Source organism: Desulfosarcina alkanivorans (assembly GCF_009688945.1).
GTDB classification, from domain to species: Bacteria; Desulfobacterota; Desulfobacteria; order Desulfobacterales; family Desulfosarcinaceae; genus Desulfosarcina; species Desulfosarcina alkanivorans.
Genome location: NZ_AP021874.1, coordinates 6,207,222 through 6,226,676, shown reverse-complemented (window position 1 = coordinate 6,226,676; position 19,455 = coordinate 6,207,222). Strand labels below are relative to the sequence as shown.

The following is a 19,455-nucleotide window of genomic DNA, read 5'->3' as shown; positions in this document are numbered from 1 at the left end:
CGGCTCGCCGGGGTGGTGCGTTTATGTGGGTCGGAGCGATATAAAAACTCCGGTTATTTTCAAAGTAATGTCTTACGGGCCTCTGCCCGGCCGCTTTCGGTCAGGAATTTCTCGTTGACGATCGATTCGACCTTCTCTGAGGTCAATCCGTTTTCCTTTTTGCGGTCCTCCAGATTGGCAATCCAGTCCGCGTCGTAGAGGACTTTGAAATTGAGGGTCTCCGTTTCTCGCGGGTGATGGTGGTGGCCGACGATGTCGCAGACCTCTTCCACCAGCGGGGGCTTGGCGCCCAGGCGTTCCAGGATGTCACGGGCCACGGCCGGCCCTTCCTGCTCCTGGTAGCGGGCCTCGCTGCTGCCGTACTTTTTCTCGGCCTCGACGATGCCGATGTCGTGCAGGTAGGCCGCACACAGGACCACCGCCGGGTTACTGCCTTCGGCACGGCCGATGCGCTCGGCGTAGCGCGCCACCCGGGTGGCATGGCCGATGCGTTTGAAGTCGCCCCGGAAATAGCGTTTCATCTCGATGGCCACCCGGTCCTTGAGCAGGTCTTCCTTTTGGAGCAAGAACTCCTCGGGCAGGGTCCCGATGCACTGCTCGGCGTACTGGCAGTATGCCGCGCAGCCGAAATCCAGGTTCGGGTTCACGAACCGGTGCCCGCACTTCGGGCACTTTCGGGCCGTATCGTCCTTGAAGAACTCGACACTGGCGCAGCATTCGGGGCACGGCACCTCGTAGATGGCGCCGGGCTTCCAGTAGAGCGTATCCTGTCCGGGACATTTCATAATCGTTCTCCGTATTTAGGTCTGACCCGGTTATACCGGTGCGGTTGAAAAAACGTAGGCCGCAAATAACGAAATGCAAGCACCAAAATCTAAAATAACCGTTTCCAAATAAATTCCAAATTACAATATCCAAATCTCAAAAAAGCATTGTGATTCAGGTTAATTGAATGGCTGCCGGTTACCCGGCAGCCGATTCTCTCTCAAAAGGCCTGCCGTCGCGCAGTCGACTACCCTAATATCGCCTTCAGGTCCTCATCCGGCGTCCCGATGGGCATGATGTTGAAGTTTTTCACCAGCACGTCCAGCACGTTGGGCGTAATGAAGGCCGGCAGGCTGGGTCCCAGGCGGATGTTCCTGATGCCCAGGTGCAGCAGGGAAAGCAGGATCACGCAGGCCTTCTGCTCATACCAGGAAAGAATCATGGACAGCGGCAGGTCGTTGACGCCGCAGTCGAAGGCCCCGGCCAGGGCCACGGCGATCTGGATGGCCGAGTAGGCATCGTTGCACTGGCCCACATCCAGCAGACGCGGAATACCGCCGATGTCGCCCAGGTCCTTGTCGAAAAAGCGGAACTTGCCGCAGGCCAGGGTCAGCACGACACAGTCCTGGGGAATCTTTTCGACCAGTTCGGTGTAGTAGTCGCGGCCCGGTTTGGCACCGTCGCAGCCGCCCACCAGGAAGAAGTGACGAATGGCTTTGTTCTTGACCGCCTCGATGACCGTGGGAGCCACGCCCATGACGGCGTTTCTGGCAAAACCGACCATGACCTGCTTGCCCGGGGTGTCTTCCGGGAAACCGGGCAGTTCCAGGGACCGGTTGATGGCCGGGGTGAAGTCCTTGTCGACGATGTGGGTGACGCCGGGCCACCCGACCAGGCCGGTGGTGAAGATGTTCCCCTGGTAGGACTCCCGGGGTTTCTGTATGCAGTTGGTGGTCATGACGATGGCGCCGGGAAACGCGTCGAACTCTTTGGCCTGGTTCTGCCAGGCCGTGCCGTAGTGGCCGTAGAAATGGCCGTACTTCTTCAATTCCGGGTAGCCGTGGCAGGGCAGCATTTCGCCGTGGGTGTAAACGTTGATACCTTTGCCTTCGGTCTGCTTCAGGATGTCCTCCAGGTCCTTGAGGTCGTGGCCGGAAACGAGGATGGCCTTGCCTTTTTTGGCGCCCAGCGGAACCGGTGTCGGCACGGGATGGCCGTAAGTGCCGGTGTTGCCCGCATCCAGCAGTTCCATGGCCCGCATGTTCACCTCGCCGCACTTGAGGGCCAGGCCCACGTAGTCGTCGACCCCCAGGCTGTTGTCCAGGGTGGCGGCCATGGCCTCGTAGATATAGGCAGAAATCCGATCGTCCTGCTGGCCGAGGATCCGGGCGTGGTCGGCATAGGCGGCCAAACCTTTGATCCCGTATACGATCAGTTCACGCAGGGAGAGGATGTCCGGGTTGACGGTGGCGTCGGCTTTGATGCCGACCGTTTCGCCCTGGGCCACCATGCCGGCCTGGTCGGCCGCAGGCGTGAAGGTCGCCGGGCCGTCGGCAAAAGCCACATTGCCGCCGGCAGCCTTTACCTTGGCCTTGAGGGCGTCGCGATGGGTGGCCGCGTCCTTGACCAGGGTGACGAAACGGGCCGGATCGAAATCCACATTGGTCAGGGTGGAAAAGATGGCTTCATTGGTGAACTGGTCGACGGCCGGGTCGCTGACATTGACCCTGGCCCCTTCCACCGCCACCTGGGCGATGCCTTTTACCGCATAAACGAGAAGGTCCTGAAGGGCGGCCACATCGGGCTGCTTGCCACATACGCCGATCTTGGTGCATCCTTCGCCTTTGGCTGTCTGCTCGCATTGAAAACAAAACATGGTGTCTCCTCCTTGATGTTGGGGGTCCTGGATATCGTCATTGGAACGGGTGTCATTGCTGTAAAACAGCTTTTTCAAAAAGCTGATCATCTTATATCCTTTCCGGTTGGCATTGTCCTTGACCTGGGTCAAGATTTTGGGTTTTCTGGATTCTGCGCCCCTTGCCGTGTGTCGATGGCGCGCCAACCATACGTCGTTGCCGGTCAAACCGCCTTGACTTACATCAAGAATTCAAGTTAACTTATCACTTTGAAAACAATAGCGATTCTTTAAAAAATAAAGGAACCGGCCCGGAAAAAGGGAGGGTCGGGCAGACGCCGCATGACAGGATTTCATCGCCAGATGCGTTTCGACCATAATGTTAATGGCAGATAATAAGCATGCAACCCCGGAAACCCAAAAAGGTCTGGCGGCCGGCCGGCTGCTCGAGGGATAATACCAAATGAAAAAAATAAGCCGGACCCTGGCGGACACCCCGCTTTTCAAGGGGCTGTCGGAACAGCAGCTCGACGAAATCAGCGTCATCACCGTTGACCGCCGGTATAAGCGGGGCGAGGCCATCTTCATGGAGGGCGACGAGGCGGACGGATTCTACATCGTCGCCGACGGGCAGGTCAAGATTTTCAAAACCTCCATGGAGGGCAAAGAGCAGATCCTGCACATCTATGGGCCCGGCAACCCCTTCGGCGAAGTGCCGGTCTTTTCCGGCTCCCGGTTTCCGGCCAACGCCCAGGCCCTGGTCAAAAGCCATGTTCTCTATCTGCCCAGGACGGCGTTTGTCCACCTGATCGCCGCGCACCCGTCCCTGTCCATGAACATGCTCGCCGAACTGTCCATGCGGCTGAGGCAGTTCACCGTGCAGATTGAAAACCTGAGTTTGAAGGAGGTCCCCTCCCGTCTGGCATCCTACCTGACCGTTCTGGCTGAGGAACAGGAGCAGTCGGACCGGGTCAGGCTGACCATCTCCAAAGGGCAGCTGGCCAGCCTGCTGGGCACCATACCGGAAACCCTGTCCCGGATTTTCGCCAAGATGTCGGCCCAGCGCCTGATCCGGGTCGAAGGCAAAGAGATCCACCTGATGGACATCCCCGGGCTGAAAGATCTGTCGGCTGCCGGCAAGCTGGCCGAGTAGAAAACCGGCCGACGGCGCCGAAGATTTCGGTTCACCCCTGAAAGGTCCAGAGCTGGAGGGCTTGGGAACCAGGGAGGTGTTGCCTGTGAGCAGAAGCGCATTCGGACAGCGGCGAGTCAACCGGCTCAGGGTGGCATCCCTGCTGGCGGTATGGATGATCCTGTCCGCCTGTACGGTCAAGCCCATGAATCTCTCCCATGGCGACATACCGGAAGACCTGCCGCTTGCTTCCGGGGAGACCCGGCTGGGGAATTGGCTCTATGCCGATTTCGACAAAACGTACACCCTTTCCGGGGACACGGGGCGCATCACCCAGCTGGCGCGCATCGTCGACCATCTTTCCCGCGCGGCGGGCGCCGGATATGCCCACTGGCAGGTGCATCTGCTGGACGCCCCGGAGATCGTCGATGTCCGGGCCGTCCCGGGCAACCGTATTTTTGTCTGGTCCGGGCTCTACGACGCCGTACGAAACGAAGATGAACTGGCGGGGCTGCTGGCCTGCGAAATCGCCCATGACCTGGCACGCCACACCGACCCGGTCCGTTTCAACATGATTTCCAGCCTGCTGTTTCAACTCGGTTCACTGGCAGGATCGACGGCACTGATGATTGCCAGCCAGGGGGCCGTGAACCTTGGCGCGGTGGATTGGATGAAACTGGCCTACATCGAGGCACGGGACCTGGGGCCCGGGGAGCGGCATTACAGCCAGACGGAGGAACGACGGGCCGCGTCCATCGCCCTGATGATGCTGAAACGATCGGATTGCCGCCCGGAGGCACTGATCGAATTTTACTGGCGGACCCTTGAAGAACATCCTCAGGCCCTGCTTTTCGAACGGCTGCACCGCGGCCTGACGCCGGATCGAAGGCTCGCGCTTCTGGAGCATCTGATCATCGATGGGCAGGCGGGCCGGCTCGCACGAATCCCTGAACCGGAGACGCCCCCGTCGGGACCGGTACAGGACCGGATGACCGTTCACCCCGGCTTTCGGTAGCGGGGCTGGTGACCCGGGACACGGCCATGCGTTTTTGGGTTGACACATTGTGGTATCTATTTTAGGGTGGCCGGCATGAGATGCTTCCGATCCTCTGAACGGCCTTCAACACTGGCCGTCGTCTTCTGCCTGGTGTTAACGGCGGCGCTGTCGGCAAGTCCCCTCCTGGCCGCCGTTGACACCTTCGCAGAATGCGACAGCCAGTGCTGTTGCTGCAGGGCTTCGGCCCATATGTCGGCCGCGACCGCCGGAAGCGCTACCGGCATGAAAGCCGGTTGCTGCGGTCCGTCGGGGTCATCCCCATGCCACATGTCCGCCGGCAGCCTGCCGGCCCCGGTTGCCGCATTCATCCAGACCCCACAGAAATTTCCCGTCAACCCGACCACCCTGCTGCCGGATACCGCTCATCCGGCAGGGGACACCCGAGCATTCAAAGCGCACCATTTTCGGATCGATACCGATCCCGGGTTCAACCCCCCGGCGCTTTATCTGAAAACCTGCCGTTTCATCTGTTGACGTCATGTCTTTTCGCCTGACCGGTTGAAGGGGGGCCGCTGAACACCCGCACCACGCGTTGCGCCCCGGTCTTCAATCCCGTCGCCGGCACCGGTTCCCATCAAATGAACCGCAAGCCGTCCGCGTCCACGCCGCTATGATCGCCAGCCGGATGATCCGGCATTGGATCCGGCTGATTTCAGCCTTCAGGCGGCGCGCTGCCGACGTGGCCTGTCAATACAACTCCATAAAATCAATCATTATCGATCATTGAGGATAACCGCCATGACCGCCAAGAGAAAATCGTCGACCCACAGCACCCGCGAAACCAAGAAAGCCATCGTCATGAATGCCGGCAAAAAAAATCCGACCCCCATCGTCATCGCCGCCGTCGTCGTCATCGCCGCAGCTGCCGGGCTGGGCCTGTTCCTCTTTCCGGGCGCCAACACGCCGGGGACACCGGCAGCCGGCAACACGCCAACGGCCGATGACGGCCGCATCACCTACGCGGCCAGCATGTTTGCCGACGGCAAGGCCCGTCATTTCCAATACGCCGACGGCAATATCACCATCAGCTATTTCATCCTCAAAAGCACCGACGGCGTCATCCGTGCAGCCTTCGATGCCTGCGATGTCTGCTGGCAGGCCGGCAAGGGGTATTACCAGGAAGGCGGCGACATGGTCTGTCGCAATTGCGGCCGGCACTTCGAATCGGTGAAGGTCAACGAGGTCCAGGGAGGCTGCAATCCGGCACCGCTGGCGCGAACCATCGAGAATGACCGGGTGGTCATCCGGGTGGCGGATCTCAAGAAAGGCCGGTCCTATTTCAACTTTTCCCCGAAGGCATAAGCGATGAATCTGACTGATATATCTCTTAAAAACCTGATGCGCCGCAAGGCCAAGGCCGGCTTTATCATGACCGGCCTGGTGGTGGGCGTGGCCGCCATGGTGGCGGTGATCGGATTTGTGCGCACCATGACCGCCGAAATCAGCCACAAGATGGAGCGATACGGCGCCAACATCCTGGTCCTGCCCAAAACCGAGGACCTGCAGTTGAGCTACGGCGGCCTCAACCTGGGCGGCGTCTCATTCGACGTGGAACCGATCCGGCAGGAGGACCTGCTGCGGCTGAGGACGATCAAAAACGCGGCCAATATCGCCGCTACCGGCCCGACCCTGCTGGGCGTGGTCGAGGCCAACGGCCGGCGGGTACTGCTGGCGGGCATCGACCTCGAAAGTGTCCGGATTCTCAAACCCTGGTGGCGTCTCAACGGCGGCCCGCCCGGCGCCGACGGCCTGCTGGCCGGCGCGGAAACCGCCCGCATACTGAATCTGGCCATCGGCAGCGAGGTCACCGTCAACGGCCGACGGATGCCCGTGGTCGGCATCCTCGAGGCCACCGGTTCCCAGGACGACAGCCTGCTGTTTGCCGAACTGACCACGGCCCAGGACATACTGGGCAGGCAGGGTCAGATATCCATGGTCGAAGTGGCGGCCCTGTGCAACGCCTGCCCCATCGACGAGATGGTCAGCCAGATCGCCGGCGCCCTGCCCGATGCCAAGGTCATGGCCATCCAGCAGGTGGTCAAGGGGCGCATGGCCACCCTGCACCGCTTCAGCACCTTTTCCCTGGGCATGTCCATCGTCGTGATCCTGGTGGGCAGCCTGGTGGTGCTCACCACAATGATGAGCAGCGTCCGTGAGCGCAGGGAGGAGATCGGCATCTTCCGGGCCATGGGCTTTCGCAGAAGCCATGTCATGGGCATCATCTTTTCCGAAGCGGCCATCCTGTCCGGCCCGGCCGGCCTGATCGGCTACCTGGCAGGCACCGCTGCCACCTATGCCGGCGTCCGCTTGTTTTCGGGCCTGGACCACGCATCGATTGCGCTGGACCCGGCCCTGTGCGGCGCCGCCGTGCTGCTGGCCATGGTCGTGGGCCTTTCGGCCAGCGTCTATCCGGCGGTCATGGCCGCACGCCTGGATCCCAACACCGCCTTGCGGTCCCTGTAGGAGGAACCCACCATGAGCAGCATCACTGCCCGTCAACTGGGCAAATCTTACGGCCGGGGCGCCGGAACGGTACATGCCCTGTCCGATGTGAGTTTTACCATCAACAGCGGCGAGTTCGTCGGAATCATGGGGGAGTCGGGTGCCGGCAAGTCCACCCTGCTCTCCATCCTGGGAGCCATGAACACCCCCAGCACGGGCACGTTGAAGGTGGACGACATCGACGTCTACGATCTGAGGTCGGAGCAGCGGGCCGATTTCAGAAGAGAATTCCTCGGGTTTGTCTTCCAGAGCTTTTACCTGATCCCCTACCTGACCCTGCTGGAAAACGTCATGCTGCCCCTGGCCGCCGTGCGCATGGCGGCATCGGAAAAACGGCACCGGGCCCTGGCCGCGCTGGAACGGGTGGGACTGGGGGGCAAGGAGGCAAGGCTTCCCGGAGAAGCCTCGGGCGGCGAAAAGGAGCGCTGTGCCATCGCCCGGGCCATCGTCAACGCGCCGCCGGTGCTGCTGGCCGACGAGCCCACGGGGAATCTGGACACCCGCACCACGGATGCGGTGATGGACCTGTTCGCTGACCTCAACGGCGAAGGCATGACCATCGTCATGGTCACCCACAGCCACCGCTGCGCCGCCCATGTGCACCGGGTCCTCACCGTGTCCGACGGCCGGATGCCGGAAGAGAGATAACAATGCGGTATCGGTGCACTTACTTCTTTTCCATCTTCTGTTTCAATTTCTTTTCGATTTCGGCGAACAGGTCCTGTTTTTTCTGGTCCTGCTGGGCCTTGATGGAGGCCACCTTCTCTTTCATGGTATCCTTGCCTTTTTTGAACTTTTTCAACTCCAGTTCCAGCCGGCTCTCTTCGACGTCCCGGGGCAGGTCCTCGATGGCCAGGTGATCGGCGATGACAATCCGGTCATTGAACCCGCTTTTCACCGTGTCGACAATGCCCTGTTCCCTGAACCGGTTGAGCAGGTAGCTGCCCTTTTCGTCCGAGAAGTCCAGCAGCCCGCAGACGGCCTCCAGGGCCGGCGGTGCGCCGTCCCGATAGTCCAGCACGCGGACGGCGGCCACAAACAGATGGGCGGTGGTATACAAATCGTTCGGTTTCATGATGGTCCGTTCCTGTGTGGTTGGGATTAGGGGGCCCGACAAAAATTAACGTCCCGAGACGACGCCACCATCCGCATCGGAGGCACGACTCGCTGCCGGCAGGTCCGCTGCGGGTTTCTTGACATCCCCCGGCAAGGAGAGTAACATTTGCCGTTGAATTGTCAAGCGGCAACCCCTCCAGGTCGCCGCATCGCAGATCCGATGTAACCCATTATCATAAAAGGAATTTTAAAACCTATTGCGCTTCATTCGCGTCGTCGTTGTCGGCCACGCCAAACAGACAATCGGGGGATTGAGAACATGACGGAAATTATTGATGTAACGGCGAGAGAAATCCTGGACTCCAGGGGAAACCCCACCGTGGAGGTGGAGATGATGCTGGCCTGCGGCGCAACCGGCCGGGCGGCGGTACCCTCCGGTGCGTCCACGGGCAAACGGGAAGCCCTGGAGCTGCGCAACACCCGTGCCAAACGCTACGGCGGCAAGGGGGTGGTCACTGCCGTAAAAAATGTCAACACGACCATCGCCGACGAAATCCGTGGAATGGACGCCGCCGACCAGTTGACCCTGGACGCCTGCATGCTGGCCCTGGACGGCACGGCCAACAAATCCAAACTGGGCGCCAACGCCATCCTGGGCGCCTCCATGGCGGCGGCCCGGGCGGCAGCCAACGCCTTCGGCCTTCCCCTGTTCCGCTACCTGGGAGGCGTTAACGCCAGAATCCTGCCGGTGCCCATGATGAACGTGATCAATGGCGGGGCCCACGCCGCCAACAACCTGGACATCCAGGAATTCATGATCGTCCCCTTCGGCGCAGCAACGATGGCCCAGGCCATCCAGATGGGCGCCGAGACCTTCCACGCCCTGAAAAAAATACTCAAGTCCAAGGGGCTGAGCACGGCCGTGGGAGACGAGGGCGGTTTCGCGCCGGACCTTAAATCCAATGAGGAGGCCCTGGCCTTTATCATGGAAGCCATCAACGCCGCCGGTTACACCCCCGGAAAGGATGTGGGCCTGGCCCTGGATGTGGCGGCCAGCGAATTGTACGCCAAGAAAAAATATGTTCTCAAAGGGGAGAACAAATCGCTGACGGCCGTCGAACTGGTCGACTATTTTGAAAGCCTGGTGGAAAAATACCCCATCTTGTCCATTGAGGACGGGCTGGCCGAGCAGGACTGGGAAAACTGGGTTGTTCTCACCGACCGACTGGACGAATACATTCAGATCGTGGGCGACGACGTGTTCGTGACCAACCCCGCCATCTTTGCCAAGGGCATCGAAGACGGCATCGCCAATTCCATCCTGATCAAGCTGAACCAGATCGGCACGGTGACCGAAACCCTGGACGCCATCGAAATGGCCAAGCAGGCCGGTTACACCACCGTGATCTCCCACCGCAGCGGTGAAACCGAAGACGCATTTATCGCCGACCTGGCCGTGGCGGTCAACAGCGGCCAGATTAAAACCGGTTCCCTGTCACGGTCCGACCGCATCGCCAAGTACAACCAGCTGATTCGCATCGAAGAGGCGCTGGGCCGGGGCGCGCAGTTCGCCAAGGAGATTTTCATTGGCGACTGATCCCCGCGTGCCGACAAGAACAAGATCCCTGGCGCCGTTACGGGCGGTCTTCTCCGTTGCCGCCATGTCGATGATGCTCCTTTGCGCGGCACTGCCCGAACGGGTCGGCGCCTATGTTCTCGAAGGTCCGCATGTTCTCGATCTCAGCGCAAAGGCCATGGGCAGGATCGCCGCCCTCCGGGTGAACCAGAAACTGCTCGTCTATCCCCGGACGCCGGAGGAAGCCCCGACCGTTTTTGATGAAACGGCCATCTACGTGATGCCGGAACGGTTCCGGTCAGACATCGCCTCCGAACGGATCCAGCGGACGCACCTGGTGTTCGCCGACAGTTCGCTGACCGTCATCGACGGCCGGACAGCCGTTGGCGAAAACCGGTTCGATCTCTACCAGCGCCTGCTGAGAAGCCGCAGTCGGCCACGCCTGATACGCACCCTGAATCAGCTGGGCGTCGAGACCGCCATATCCAGCCTGGGGCGGCTGGATGAAAGGGTGGTGTTTGTCCTCGGCGCCCGCTATCCCGATGAATCGGTTTCCCAACTGGCCATCGACAAGGAGACCTTTCTGCCGGTTCGCCTGCTGCTGGTGGAAGGGGACGCGGAGGCCGCCGGCCCGAGTCTGGAAATTTTTTACGATAACTGGCAGAAGGTGCAGAGCGGATGGTTCCCCTTCCAGGTGCGTTTTACCGTCAACGGCCGCCTGGCCCGGGAGATCCGGGTGGCGGATCTTCGCGTCAACCCATCTCTCCCTTCGGCGTTGATGGACCTGGAAGCGCTGAAGGCATCGGTAGCCGCGAATAGCGCCGACACCCCCCAGGGTCAAAAGCAGGAAGCCGTGGAGGCGGTGCAGCAGGCGGTGGAGGACTTTCAGAAAAAATTTGAATAGCCGGTTTTCCAAACCGGCCAAATATGGTACAGGCAGTCGCAATTCAAATAATAAGGGCAATTTGAGATTCCATGCCGTCTGTTTTCTATCGTGTGAATGGTCCTGAATGCCCACGTCTCTCTATTCGCAATCCATCAATTCCGGCCTGTCCGGGTAATAAAAAGAACGGCTGAGGTTTTTTATGGGGTATGACACCAAGTACATTTTTGTTACCGGGGGCGTGCTTTCATCCCTGGGCAAGGGGCTGGCATCGGCGTCCATCGGCGCCCTGCTGGAGAGCCGCGGCCTGACGGTCACCATCCAGAAGCTGGACCCGTACATCAACGTGGATCCGGGGACCATGAACCCTTTTCAGCACGGAGAGGTCTTCGTCACCGACGACGGCACCGAAACCGATCTGGACCTTGGCCACTACGAGCGCTTCACCCATGCCAAGCTGGGCAAGGACAACAACTTCACCACGGGAAAGATCTATCACAGTGTCATCACCAAAGAACGCCAGGGAAAGTACCTGGGCGGCACGGTGCAGGTCATCCCCCACATCACCGACGAAATCAAAGAAAGCATCCGCAAGGCATCCAATGATGTGGATGTGGTCATCGTTGAAATCGGCGGCACCATCGGCGACATCGAAAGCCTCCCTTTCCTGGAAGCCATCCGCCAGTTCAAGAACGATGCGGGCAAGGACAACGTCATCTACATCCACCTGACCCTGGTCCCATACATCGGCACGGCCGGTGAAGTGAAGACCAAGCCCACCCAGCACAGCGTCAAAGAGCTGCGCAGCATCGGCATCCAGCCGGACATCCTCCTGTGCCGCACCGACCGAATGCTCGCCGCCGATATCAAGGCCAAGATCGCCATGTTCTGCAATGTGGGTGCGGATGCAGTGATCACGGCCAAGGATGTCGGCTGCATCTATGAGTGTCCCCTGTTCTTCCATCAGGAGGGGCTGGACAACAAAATCGTCGAACTGCTCAACATCTGGACCCGCTCCCCCCGCCTGGAGGACTGGGAGTCCCTGTGCCGGCGGATGAACGAACCCGCCCATGAGGTCACCATCGCCATCGTCGGCAAGTATGTGGACCTCACCGAATCCTACAAAAGCCTCAACGAAGCCCTGATCCACGGCGGCATTCCCAACCGGGCCCGGGTCAACCTGAAATTCGTGGACTCGGAAACCATCGATGCCGATTCCTGCAGCCTGAGCCTGGAGGGGGTTGACGGGATACTGGTACCCGGCGGCTTCGGCTCACGGGGGGTGGAAGGCAAGATCTGCGCAGCCCGCTATGCCCGGGAAAACAAGATCCCCTATTTCGGCATCTGCCTGGGAATGCAGATCGCCGTCATTGAATTCGCCCGCCACGTGGCCGGACTGGACCGGGCCAACAGCACCGAATTCGACCTGAGCACGCCGCACCCGGTAATCTACCTCATGGAGGAGTGGTTCGATGATAAATCGGGAACCGTCCAGCAGCGTGACGTCCATTCGGACAAGGGCGGCACCATGCGCCTGGGGGCCTACCCCTGCAAGCTGGAAGCGGACACCGTTGCCCACCGGGCCTACGGGAAGGGGTCCATTTCCGAGCGTCATCGCCACCGTTTCGAATTCAACAATGCCTACCTGGAGCCCCTGAAAAATGCCGGCCTCCAGATTTCCGGAATGGCCCCGTCAGGTGAACTCGTTGAAATCGTGGAACTTGCGGATCACCCCTGGTACCTGGGGTGCCAGTTCCACCCGGAGTTCAAATCCCGGCCCATGACCCCCCATCCCCTGTTCCGCAGCTTCATTGCCGCGGCCCTGGAATACTCGGGCGACCGGAAGATCGAGAACTGATCGACCCCGTCCATCTTCGATGCACCAGCCACGAACAGCGGCGCGAATGACGCCATTCGCGCCGTTTGATTGGTGAGGGCCTCGACATCACCAAAAAACAGGAAGCCGCCCGTCTCCGGGACCATCTGATTGAAGCCGGGATTGGGGTCAGCGGTTTTTAGCGCGTCGTACACAAATTGCACCGTCAGCAAAACGGCCAGCACCACCAGCAACCGGCGCAGCCAGCGCCGGTAGGTCCCGGTGGGGATCCGCTCGCGAACCCGCATCCCCAGAAGAAGGGCCATCAACCCCAGACCCGCCAGCAAGACCGACGCCGTCAGGAGATCGGCGCTGATCAGGCCGGCCTGGGCCAGAACCGCCCCCTGGGTCAGTTTGCCGAACAGAAAACAGAAATTGAACACCTGGATCATGACGGTTTTTGGCATCCGCACCTCCAGGGCATAGACGATCAGCGCCGGCAGCATCACGTTCACCGTACCGGCAAGGATTCCTGCCGCCAGGCCGAAGACGGCAAAGGCGACGCGGGGAAAGCGGTTGACCCAGGCAAAACCGACCCCGATCCGTTCGGCATTGAGATAGAGCACCAGCATGGCCGCCAGAACGGGGCGGAAAGACTCCGCGGGGACGGCAAGCAGCAGCCGGGTACCGATGAAACTCCCGACCATGCCGTAGACGGCCAGTGGCCAGTAGATCGCGATACTGCGCCCCCACCGGCCGCCCTTGAAGATATTGGCCACGTTGATCACCACGGTCGGGAGCACCAGAAGCAGAATTGCCGTTCGAACGTCGGAGATCAGGGCCAGAAGCGGCGTGGCGACCATGGGGAAACCGATGCCGATGGTGCCGTGAACCAGGGCGGCGAACGCGACGATGCCGGCATGGGTGAACCCGGTGATGAGCAAAGCGGTGTCTATCGTGGCCATTGGCGATTGTCCATATGGAAGGTCAACACAGATCCGGACCATTCAGCCGGAAAGGGGACCATATCATGGATCGGCAACCCTGTTGAACGCTTTTGGCTCTGCCCCCAAAAGATCAAGTGGCGGAGAATACCCGGGTGGGGCTCACGTCGTCCCACCCGGGTATATCCGCCACTGTATGAACATGGACGCAAGTTGCCGTCAAGGCGATAAGGGGCGTTCAGCCGTACATTCCGCACCCCAAGCAGCAACGATTCGACTATTTTTCATCGCTTTATGGGGCTGTGAATGTGTCAGTTGTGACGCCAAGCGCTTTCAAATACTCAAGCTGAACAGCTTTCAATGGTTTTGCCAACTGTCTGTGGTTCCCGATGGAAACGACCATGATTGAAGAGAACTTGGTCGTCATCATAAAGCTGGTCGGCTTTCTGGTTTTGCGTCGCACCCAACCGGGCAACTCACAGTCATTGGTCTCGACATACTGGCGCATGGAACGCTCCATCAAACGCCAGATCAAAAGGGAGATCAGCAATACCAGGCCCAACACTTCGATCCGCTGGGCCTTTTTCAGAAAAATGCTGTTTACGATGGCCGGGTCCTTCAGGAAGCTGAAGTTCTTCTCGATGCCGATCTGGCTCTTGTAAAGGGAGAGCAGTTCCGGGGCGGACCAGTCGCCTTGTTGGTCCAAAAGATTCGTCAACAGGACAAAGCAACCGGCTTCTTCCCTGAGCGGTTGCACTTTTTGCGGGGCTTCCACAACCGTCGCCGTTACGCGATATTCGTAGCGCAAAACCTTTCGGGGCTTACCGGCCGCAGGCCGGCCGCGACCGTATTTGGGGATTTTTTCAACACCAGCTTGAAGCCGGTGGTAGCTGGACGCGGATTGACGAATCAGTTTGTCTAACGCGACCTGCGCATCGGCCTGACAATAGTACACGGTGTCCGCGAGCTTTTTGCAGTCTTTTTCAAGCTGCTTGCGGTCCTGTTTCAACATGCGATCGATGCGTTTATGACGCCGCTTGTCATGCGCGCTGGAATGCACGACGATCGCCCGGTAGGTTTTTCCGTAAAGCTCGACGGTGCCGTCATAGGCCCGATAGCGGGCAACTGAGCGATTGGGGCGGTCGCGTTCTTCGGCCAGGCGGCCGATGTCGATCCAGTCATCGGCGGCCACGGCTTCACGAATGATCCGGCCGCACTCTTTGTAGGTCGCCGGCAGGCGGGTCAGAAACCAGGTCTGACGCCTGTCGGCTTTCTTCAGATTGTCCTCGGTGACAAATGCAGAGTCGGCCACATAGACGTACGCGCCCGGTTCAAGCCCGTGTCTGGCCATGTATGCGGAGATATTGGTCAGCAGTTCGTTGTTCAAGGTCTTGTCCGAAGCGTTGCCGTCCGTCGTGGTCCCCAAAATGGGGATGTTGCGGTCGACACACAGCATCGATACCAGAAACTGTTTGAGGTCCGGTCGTTTGTCCTTGCTGTAACCATAGGTGATCTCAAACGGTGGATCAACCAGATGGTAATCGCCGAATACACTCACGGAGGTCGTATCGAAATGCAGTCGTCGCGGATCGACGGCAAAAACTGTCAATGCATTCTGCGCGATCTGAGAAAACACCTTCTGGGTACCGGTCTCGAAAATCTGATCCATGGACCGGCCCAAGTTGGTATCGCAAAAGCGTTCCGGTTCGATAGCGGTGCCCAGGAGAAGCTCCGTATCCTTTTCTTCAAAAAATTCGGTCAGACGGTAAAGCGGTGTCCGTCCCGAAAGGGTGTCGAGCACCATGCCGAATACAGCCATGCCGGGGCTCAATTCCATTTGAGAACCGACCATCCGGTCGATGGTCTCCACCAGACCGATTTTTTGTGCATAAGCCTTGACGATCGGCAGATGCCTGACCTCGGTGATGGTCAAACTTTCAGTGTCAAGCGGTGGCATGTCCCCTCCTTTGAACTGTTGTTGTCAAGATTGGGGGTAACGTACCAGCAACTAGTTGAAATGTCTAGGTATTTTTATTTTACAGTAAATACAATATGTTAAATCGCCTATGTGGTTATTTTTGAACGATAAAAAATTTCCTAAAATCGATTCTCACGGGTGCGGAATGTAAGTTCAGCGGCCCCCGCCGCCTGTTTTATCGCCTATGCGACTTTGAAACGGGCAACCATTGCGGACAGCTTTTCAGCCAGCGAATTCAACTCCGATGCACTCATGTTGACCTGGGAACTGGAATTGGTCATTTCACCGATCGACTGGTTCACCATGGCGATATCCCTGGCGATCTCGCTGGATGCGGTCGAGCTGTTGGCCACATTGACGTTGACTTCCTGAAGCCCCTGGGAGGCCTGGCCGACGTTTCCGGCGATTTCCCGGGTGGTTACGGACTGCTCTTCAACCGCAGTGGCAATGGTGGATACGATCTCGGCCACATTCTGGATGATCGTTGAAATCTGGCTGATTTCGTTCACCGTGGCCGTTGTAGAGCTCTGGATGCCATTGATACGCCCCTTGATCTCTCCAGTGGCCTCGGCCGTTTGTTTGGCCAGGTCCTTTATTTCATTGGCCACCACGGCAAATCCCTTGCCGGCCTCCCCTGCTCTGGCGGCCTCGATGGTGGCATTCAGGGCCAGCAGATTGGTTTGCTCGGAAATCTCGGTGATGGTCTCCGTCACCTTGCTGATATCCTGGGCCGCCTTGCCCAGTTCATCAACCCGACCCGATGCGCTTTGCGCCTGGGTTACCGCATCGGTCGTGATGGCGCGCGCTTTTTCGGAATTGGATGCGATTTCGCCCACCGTGTTGGTCATCTGTTCAGTGGCGGCCGCGACCATGTTCATGTTCGTGGCCGCCTGTTCCATCGCCGCAGCGATGGAATTGATGTTATTGCTCAGTTCTTCGGCGGCACCGGCAACGGTGGTGGATTTACCGGCCATCGTCTCGGCCCCTTCCGACATCTTGCCGCTGATATCGGTAAACGATCTGGAAGAGGAGGATATGCTGACGGCATTCTGGGCCACCTCGGAAACGAGCTGCTGGGTTTTGGAAATAAAGGTGTTGAACCAGTGGGCCAGCTGCCCCACCTCGTCTCGGCTTTTAACCGCCAGCCGTTTGGTCAGGTCGCCCTCACCCTCGGCGGCATCCCGCAGGCCACCTACAACACCATTGATGGGCCGGACCACCGGAATCGTGAGTAAAAAGACAATGAGCCCGGCCACCAGGACCACGACGGCAGCCACCAGCAGGTTGAACTGACCGAGCGCCCTGACCGGTGAAAGGATCTCGGATTTCAGGGCAACGACGCCAACGCGCCAGTCAAAGGCAGGGTTTTTTTGAATCGCGGCCCATTTTTCATTACCTTCCCACGCGTAGTTCAAAAACCCCTCGTCCATGGCCATTATCTTTTTGCCGAAATCCAGTTCGTTCAGATTCAGCGCCAGGATCTGGCTTTTGTCCGGGTGGGCGATCACCCGTCCCTGCTCGTCCACCACGAAAGCATATCCCATCTCACCCACTTTGATATGATCGACAAATTTGGCGCCGAAGGCCTGCAGGTCCAGGATACCGCATATGGCGCCCACCACCTGTTCTTTTACGGTCAGGGGCATGGCGGCCACAAAAATGGGGTTGCCCGTGTCACGGCTCTTGATCACCTGGGATACCCCCGGCTGGCCCTGGAGGGCCTGCTTGAAATAGCCGCGGTCGGAGACGTTGAACTTGCCGATGACCGCATTGTCGGAGGCGGCGACGATTTCTCCTTTCAGGTCGGCGATGGTGATATTTTCGTAGTATCCGTAGGCCGCCTTGAGTTTCTCCAGCTGAAGGTTGGCGGACTTGCGGGCCGCCTTTCCCATGAAGGAGTCCTGCACGGCGCTTTGGAAGATTTTCTGCTGGCTCCAGCTCATCAGATCCAGGCGACGGTCTTTTATCCACGCGTCGATAACGGCTTCGGTCGTTCCCGCAATCCCCATGATCTGGTTCCTCAGGGTATCCGTGAGCGCCTGCCGGGCCTTGAAATAAGAAACGGTGGAAGAAAGGCCCATACCGACCATGATCAGCAGCACCGTGGGGATCATGAATTTATTTCGCAGGTTCATTCTGAATATTTTTTTTATCATCCTACCGGTTCCTTTTGGCGGGTTGCGACCATTGCCGGCGGAGCGACAACGTTCCGCCGGCAATTGGGATGCAGATACAAGGAATTACTCGATAACTTTTTCTGCCGACTGAAGGATGTCAAAGGGAACATCCGTGCCTGCTTTGGAGGCAATTCGGGTGTTGACAATCAGCTTGCCCTGGGAGTTTTTGGCGACCGGAATATCCTTGGGTGAATCACCGGCCAAAATCTTCAGGGCCGCCCCAGCCGACCAGTCGCCCTGCTCTTCGGCAACCTTGCCATAGGTTATCAACGCATACGGGGCCATGAAATCATAAGTCGCGCCGGAAGGGATTTTGGTGTTGTCTTCCACGAACTGTTTCATCTCGTCTGCCTGCGTTTTATAAAGTCCTCCGTCAGAGTCGATCACCAGTATATCCACCTTGGCCTGAAGTTCGGCGAACCCCTTTTTCCAGTCTTCAAAATCCTTGGCATAGTATTCGGTCAGCGTCATCCCGAAAACTTTTTTGTAGTTTTGGGCCTCTTTTCTGGCGGTCAGGATGTCGGGACCGAGAAAACCGATTTTGTCCCCCTTGGCCAACGGCTGCAGCTGCTCTAACAACTGGGGGATCGGGGTGACTTCCACCATGCCGGTTACATTGTTATAGGGAAATCCATACCCTTTCTCATCCCAGTTGACACCGCAAAAAACGAAGGGCAGGCTGGCGTCCTCGTAATATGGCTGAATCAGGTATTGGGAAGCGTTGTCATCGGCGGCGATGACCACATCGGGTTTGAACTGCTCGATCACCGTCTTGGCCTTCAGGGCCGCCTCTTTTTTGAATGCTTCATCCGTGTTTCGTTTGGTGTCCATGTGGATGACCTTCAGGTCCACACCGGTATCGGCCAGGGTCCGCTGCACCCCGGTGGTGATGCCATCGCTCCACGCGTAGCCGGAATGATAGGAATCGATAAAGAGCACCTTCTTGCCCGCATAGGGTGACGCGTTGGCCGATGTGACCATAACGGCAGCGGTGACCAGACTCATGCCCAATGATAATAATCTTTTCATAATAACGTTCCTTTCTGATGGTTGAATGGTTGCCAAACGGGATGTTCAGAACAACCTTTCATCTTCTGTGAATACGTTCGCAGGCATGCGACTGAAGAAATCGCCGGTGCAGCCTTGAGGGGTGGTGCTTTGGATAGGTATGCGAAGCACCGTTCAGGCATCTTCCCCAAAAAAACCCTGCGCCACTTTTTTAACAAAATGAATCCTAACCGATCGTTATAAAAGCATAAATTATTGGACGCCACACGCAATCGCCCCTTAACTGCTTCCTACATTTTCATCCTTTTTCGGCAGGGCGGAAACAATACTTAAGTAGTTTTTTAAATAATTCTGATTATCAATAAGCGTTTGTCGTGCGGGTCACCCCGCCATTGTCTTCAGCAGGCCGTCGTCGCCCAAAAAGATGGACCCTGGGCCGTGGGCGGAGGGATTCAATGTAACGGAGCGGCGGGCAGGGGCAGCTGGCCAAACCCATTGAACCGCAAATGGTTTTGGAGAAAATCACTGGATGGGGGCCAATGGATCCGCGGGCCTGAGGCGCCAGGGAAGGGAAGTAAAAATCCACCCCCCTCATCTGATCAAAACCCTGCATGCGAGGGCACGGGAGGGTTATTGCGTCCCGGCGGTTTCTACACTGCGGGATGAAGGAAACGGGCGCGGGGCCGATCCATCATGTTGGCAATGG

At 58.6% G+C, this 19,455-nt stretch carries 15 protein-coding genes and 1 pseudogene; 9 read left to right on the top strand and 7 right to left on the bottom strand.

Annotated features, from left to right (window positions below; all coding sequences use genetic code 11):
- Positions 1-59 precede the first annotated feature (59 nt).
- Together DSCA_RS26995 and hcp are read right to left on the bottom strand one after the other, a co-directional pair.
- The gene (locus tag DSCA_RS26995) at positions 60-785 is read right to left on the bottom strand and encodes an HD domain-containing protein (RefSeq protein WP_155319395.1); all 726 of its coding nucleotides are present in this window, start codon (positions 783-785) and stop codon (positions 60-62) included.
- Between the two features lie 227 nt (positions 786-1,012).
- On the bottom strand, positions 1,013-2,731 hold the full coding sequence (hcp, locus tag DSCA_RS26990) for a hydroxylamine reductase (RefSeq protein WP_167527973.1): 1,719 nt from the start codon (positions 2,729-2,731) through the stop codon (positions 1,013-1,015).
- Between the two features lie 352 nt (positions 2,732-3,083).
- Here hcp and DSCA_RS26985 point away from each other — a divergent pair, with 352 nt between their 5' ends.
- The 6 genes from DSCA_RS26985 to DSCA_RS26960 all read left to right on the top strand — a co-directional run bounded on the left by DSCA_RS26985 (position 3,084) and on the right by DSCA_RS26960 (position 7,959).
- Positions 3,084-3,773 (top strand): Crp/Fnr family transcriptional regulator, encoded by a 690-nt coding sequence (locus tag DSCA_RS26985; protein ID WP_155319394.1) that lies wholly within the window; start codon positions 3,084-3,086, stop codon positions 3,771-3,773.
- 85 nt (positions 3,774-3,858) lie between these two features.
- Positions 3,859-4,767, top strand: a complete 909-nt coding sequence (locus DSCA_RS26980; RefSeq protein WP_155319393.1) for a M48 family metalloprotease — start codon at positions 3,859-3,861, stop codon at positions 4,765-4,767.
- Between the two features lie 75 nt (positions 4,768-4,842).
- The gene (locus tag DSCA_RS26975) at positions 4,843-5,283 is read left to right on the top strand and encodes a hypothetical protein (RefSeq protein ID WP_155319392.1); all 441 of its coding nucleotides are present in this window, start codon (positions 4,843-4,845) and stop codon (positions 5,281-5,283) included.
- 264 nt (positions 5,284-5,547) lie between these two features.
- Entirely contained in the window at positions 5,548-6,111 is a 564-nt protein-coding gene (locus DSCA_RS26970; protein ID WP_155319391.1) for a DUF2318 domain-containing protein, read from the top strand.
- Positions 6,112-6,114: 3 nt separating this feature from the next.
- The gene (locus DSCA_RS26965; protein ID WP_155319390.1) at positions 6,115-7,272 is read left to right on the top strand and encodes an ABC transporter permease; all 1,158 of its coding nucleotides are present in this window, start codon (positions 6,115-6,117) and stop codon (positions 7,270-7,272) included.
- A gap of 12 nt (positions 7,273-7,284) precedes the next feature.
- Positions 7,285-7,959 (top strand): ABC transporter ATP-binding protein, encoded by a 675-nt coding sequence (locus DSCA_RS26960; protein ID WP_155319389.1) that lies wholly within the window; start codon positions 7,285-7,287, stop codon positions 7,957-7,959.
- A gap of 19 nt (positions 7,960-7,978) precedes the next feature.
- Here the strand turns inward: DSCA_RS26960 and DSCA_RS26955 are convergent, their stop codons facing one another.
- On the bottom strand, positions 7,979-8,386 hold the full coding sequence (locus tag DSCA_RS26955) for a hypothetical protein (RefSeq protein ID WP_155319388.1): 408 nt from the start codon (positions 8,384-8,386) through the stop codon (positions 7,979-7,981).
- A gap of 300 nt (positions 8,387-8,686) precedes the next feature.
- On the opposite strand from DSCA_RS26955, the gene eno reads away from it, so the two are divergent.
- The 3 genes from eno (at position 8,687) to DSCA_RS26940 (ending at position 12,684) form a co-directional block, all read left to right on the top strand.
- On the top strand, positions 8,687-9,964 hold the full coding sequence (gene eno, locus DSCA_RS26950) for a phosphopyruvate hydratase (protein ID WP_155319387.1): 1,278 nt from the start codon (positions 8,687-8,689) through the stop codon (positions 9,962-9,964).
- On the top strand, positions 9,954-10,847 hold the full coding sequence (locus DSCA_RS26945; RefSeq protein WP_155319386.1) for a hypothetical protein: 894 nt from the start codon (positions 9,954-9,956) through the stop codon (positions 10,845-10,847). The genes eno and DSCA_RS26945 overlap by 11 nt, the downstream gene beginning before the upstream one ends.
- A gap of 181 nt (positions 10,848-11,028) precedes the next feature.
- Positions 11,029-12,684, top strand: a complete 1,656-nt coding sequence (locus tag DSCA_RS26940; protein ID WP_155319385.1) for a CTP synthase — start codon at positions 11,029-11,031, stop codon at positions 12,682-12,684.
- Between the two features lie 200 nt (positions 12,685-12,884).
- Here the strand turns inward: DSCA_RS26940 and DSCA_RS32765 are convergent.
- The 4 genes and pseudogenes from DSCA_RS32765 to DSCA_RS26920 form a co-directional block, all read right to left on the bottom strand.
- A pseudogene (locus DSCA_RS32765) lies at positions 12,885-13,607 on the bottom strand (sulfite exporter TauE/SafE family protein); the annotation flags it as partial.
- Between the two features lie 271 nt (positions 13,608-13,878).
- Positions 13,879-15,543: an IS1634 family transposase gene (locus DSCA_RS26930; RefSeq protein WP_155315006.1), complete on the bottom strand. Its 1,665-nt coding sequence runs from the start codon at positions 15,541-15,543 to the stop codon at positions 13,879-13,881.
- 203 nt (positions 15,544-15,746) lie between these two features.
- Positions 15,747-17,720: a methyl-accepting chemotaxis protein gene (locus DSCA_RS26925; protein ID WP_155319383.1), complete on the bottom strand. Its 1,974-nt coding sequence runs from the start codon at positions 17,718-17,720 to the stop codon at positions 15,747-15,749.
- Between the two features lie 84 nt (positions 17,721-17,804).
- Positions 17,805-18,770 carry an ABC transporter substrate-binding protein gene (locus DSCA_RS26920; RefSeq protein WP_155319382.1) on the bottom strand — a complete coding sequence of 322 codons (966 nt, stop codon included), beginning with the start codon at positions 18,768-18,770 and terminating at the stop codon, positions 17,805-17,807.
- Between the last annotated feature and the right edge of the window lie 685 nt (positions 18,771-19,455).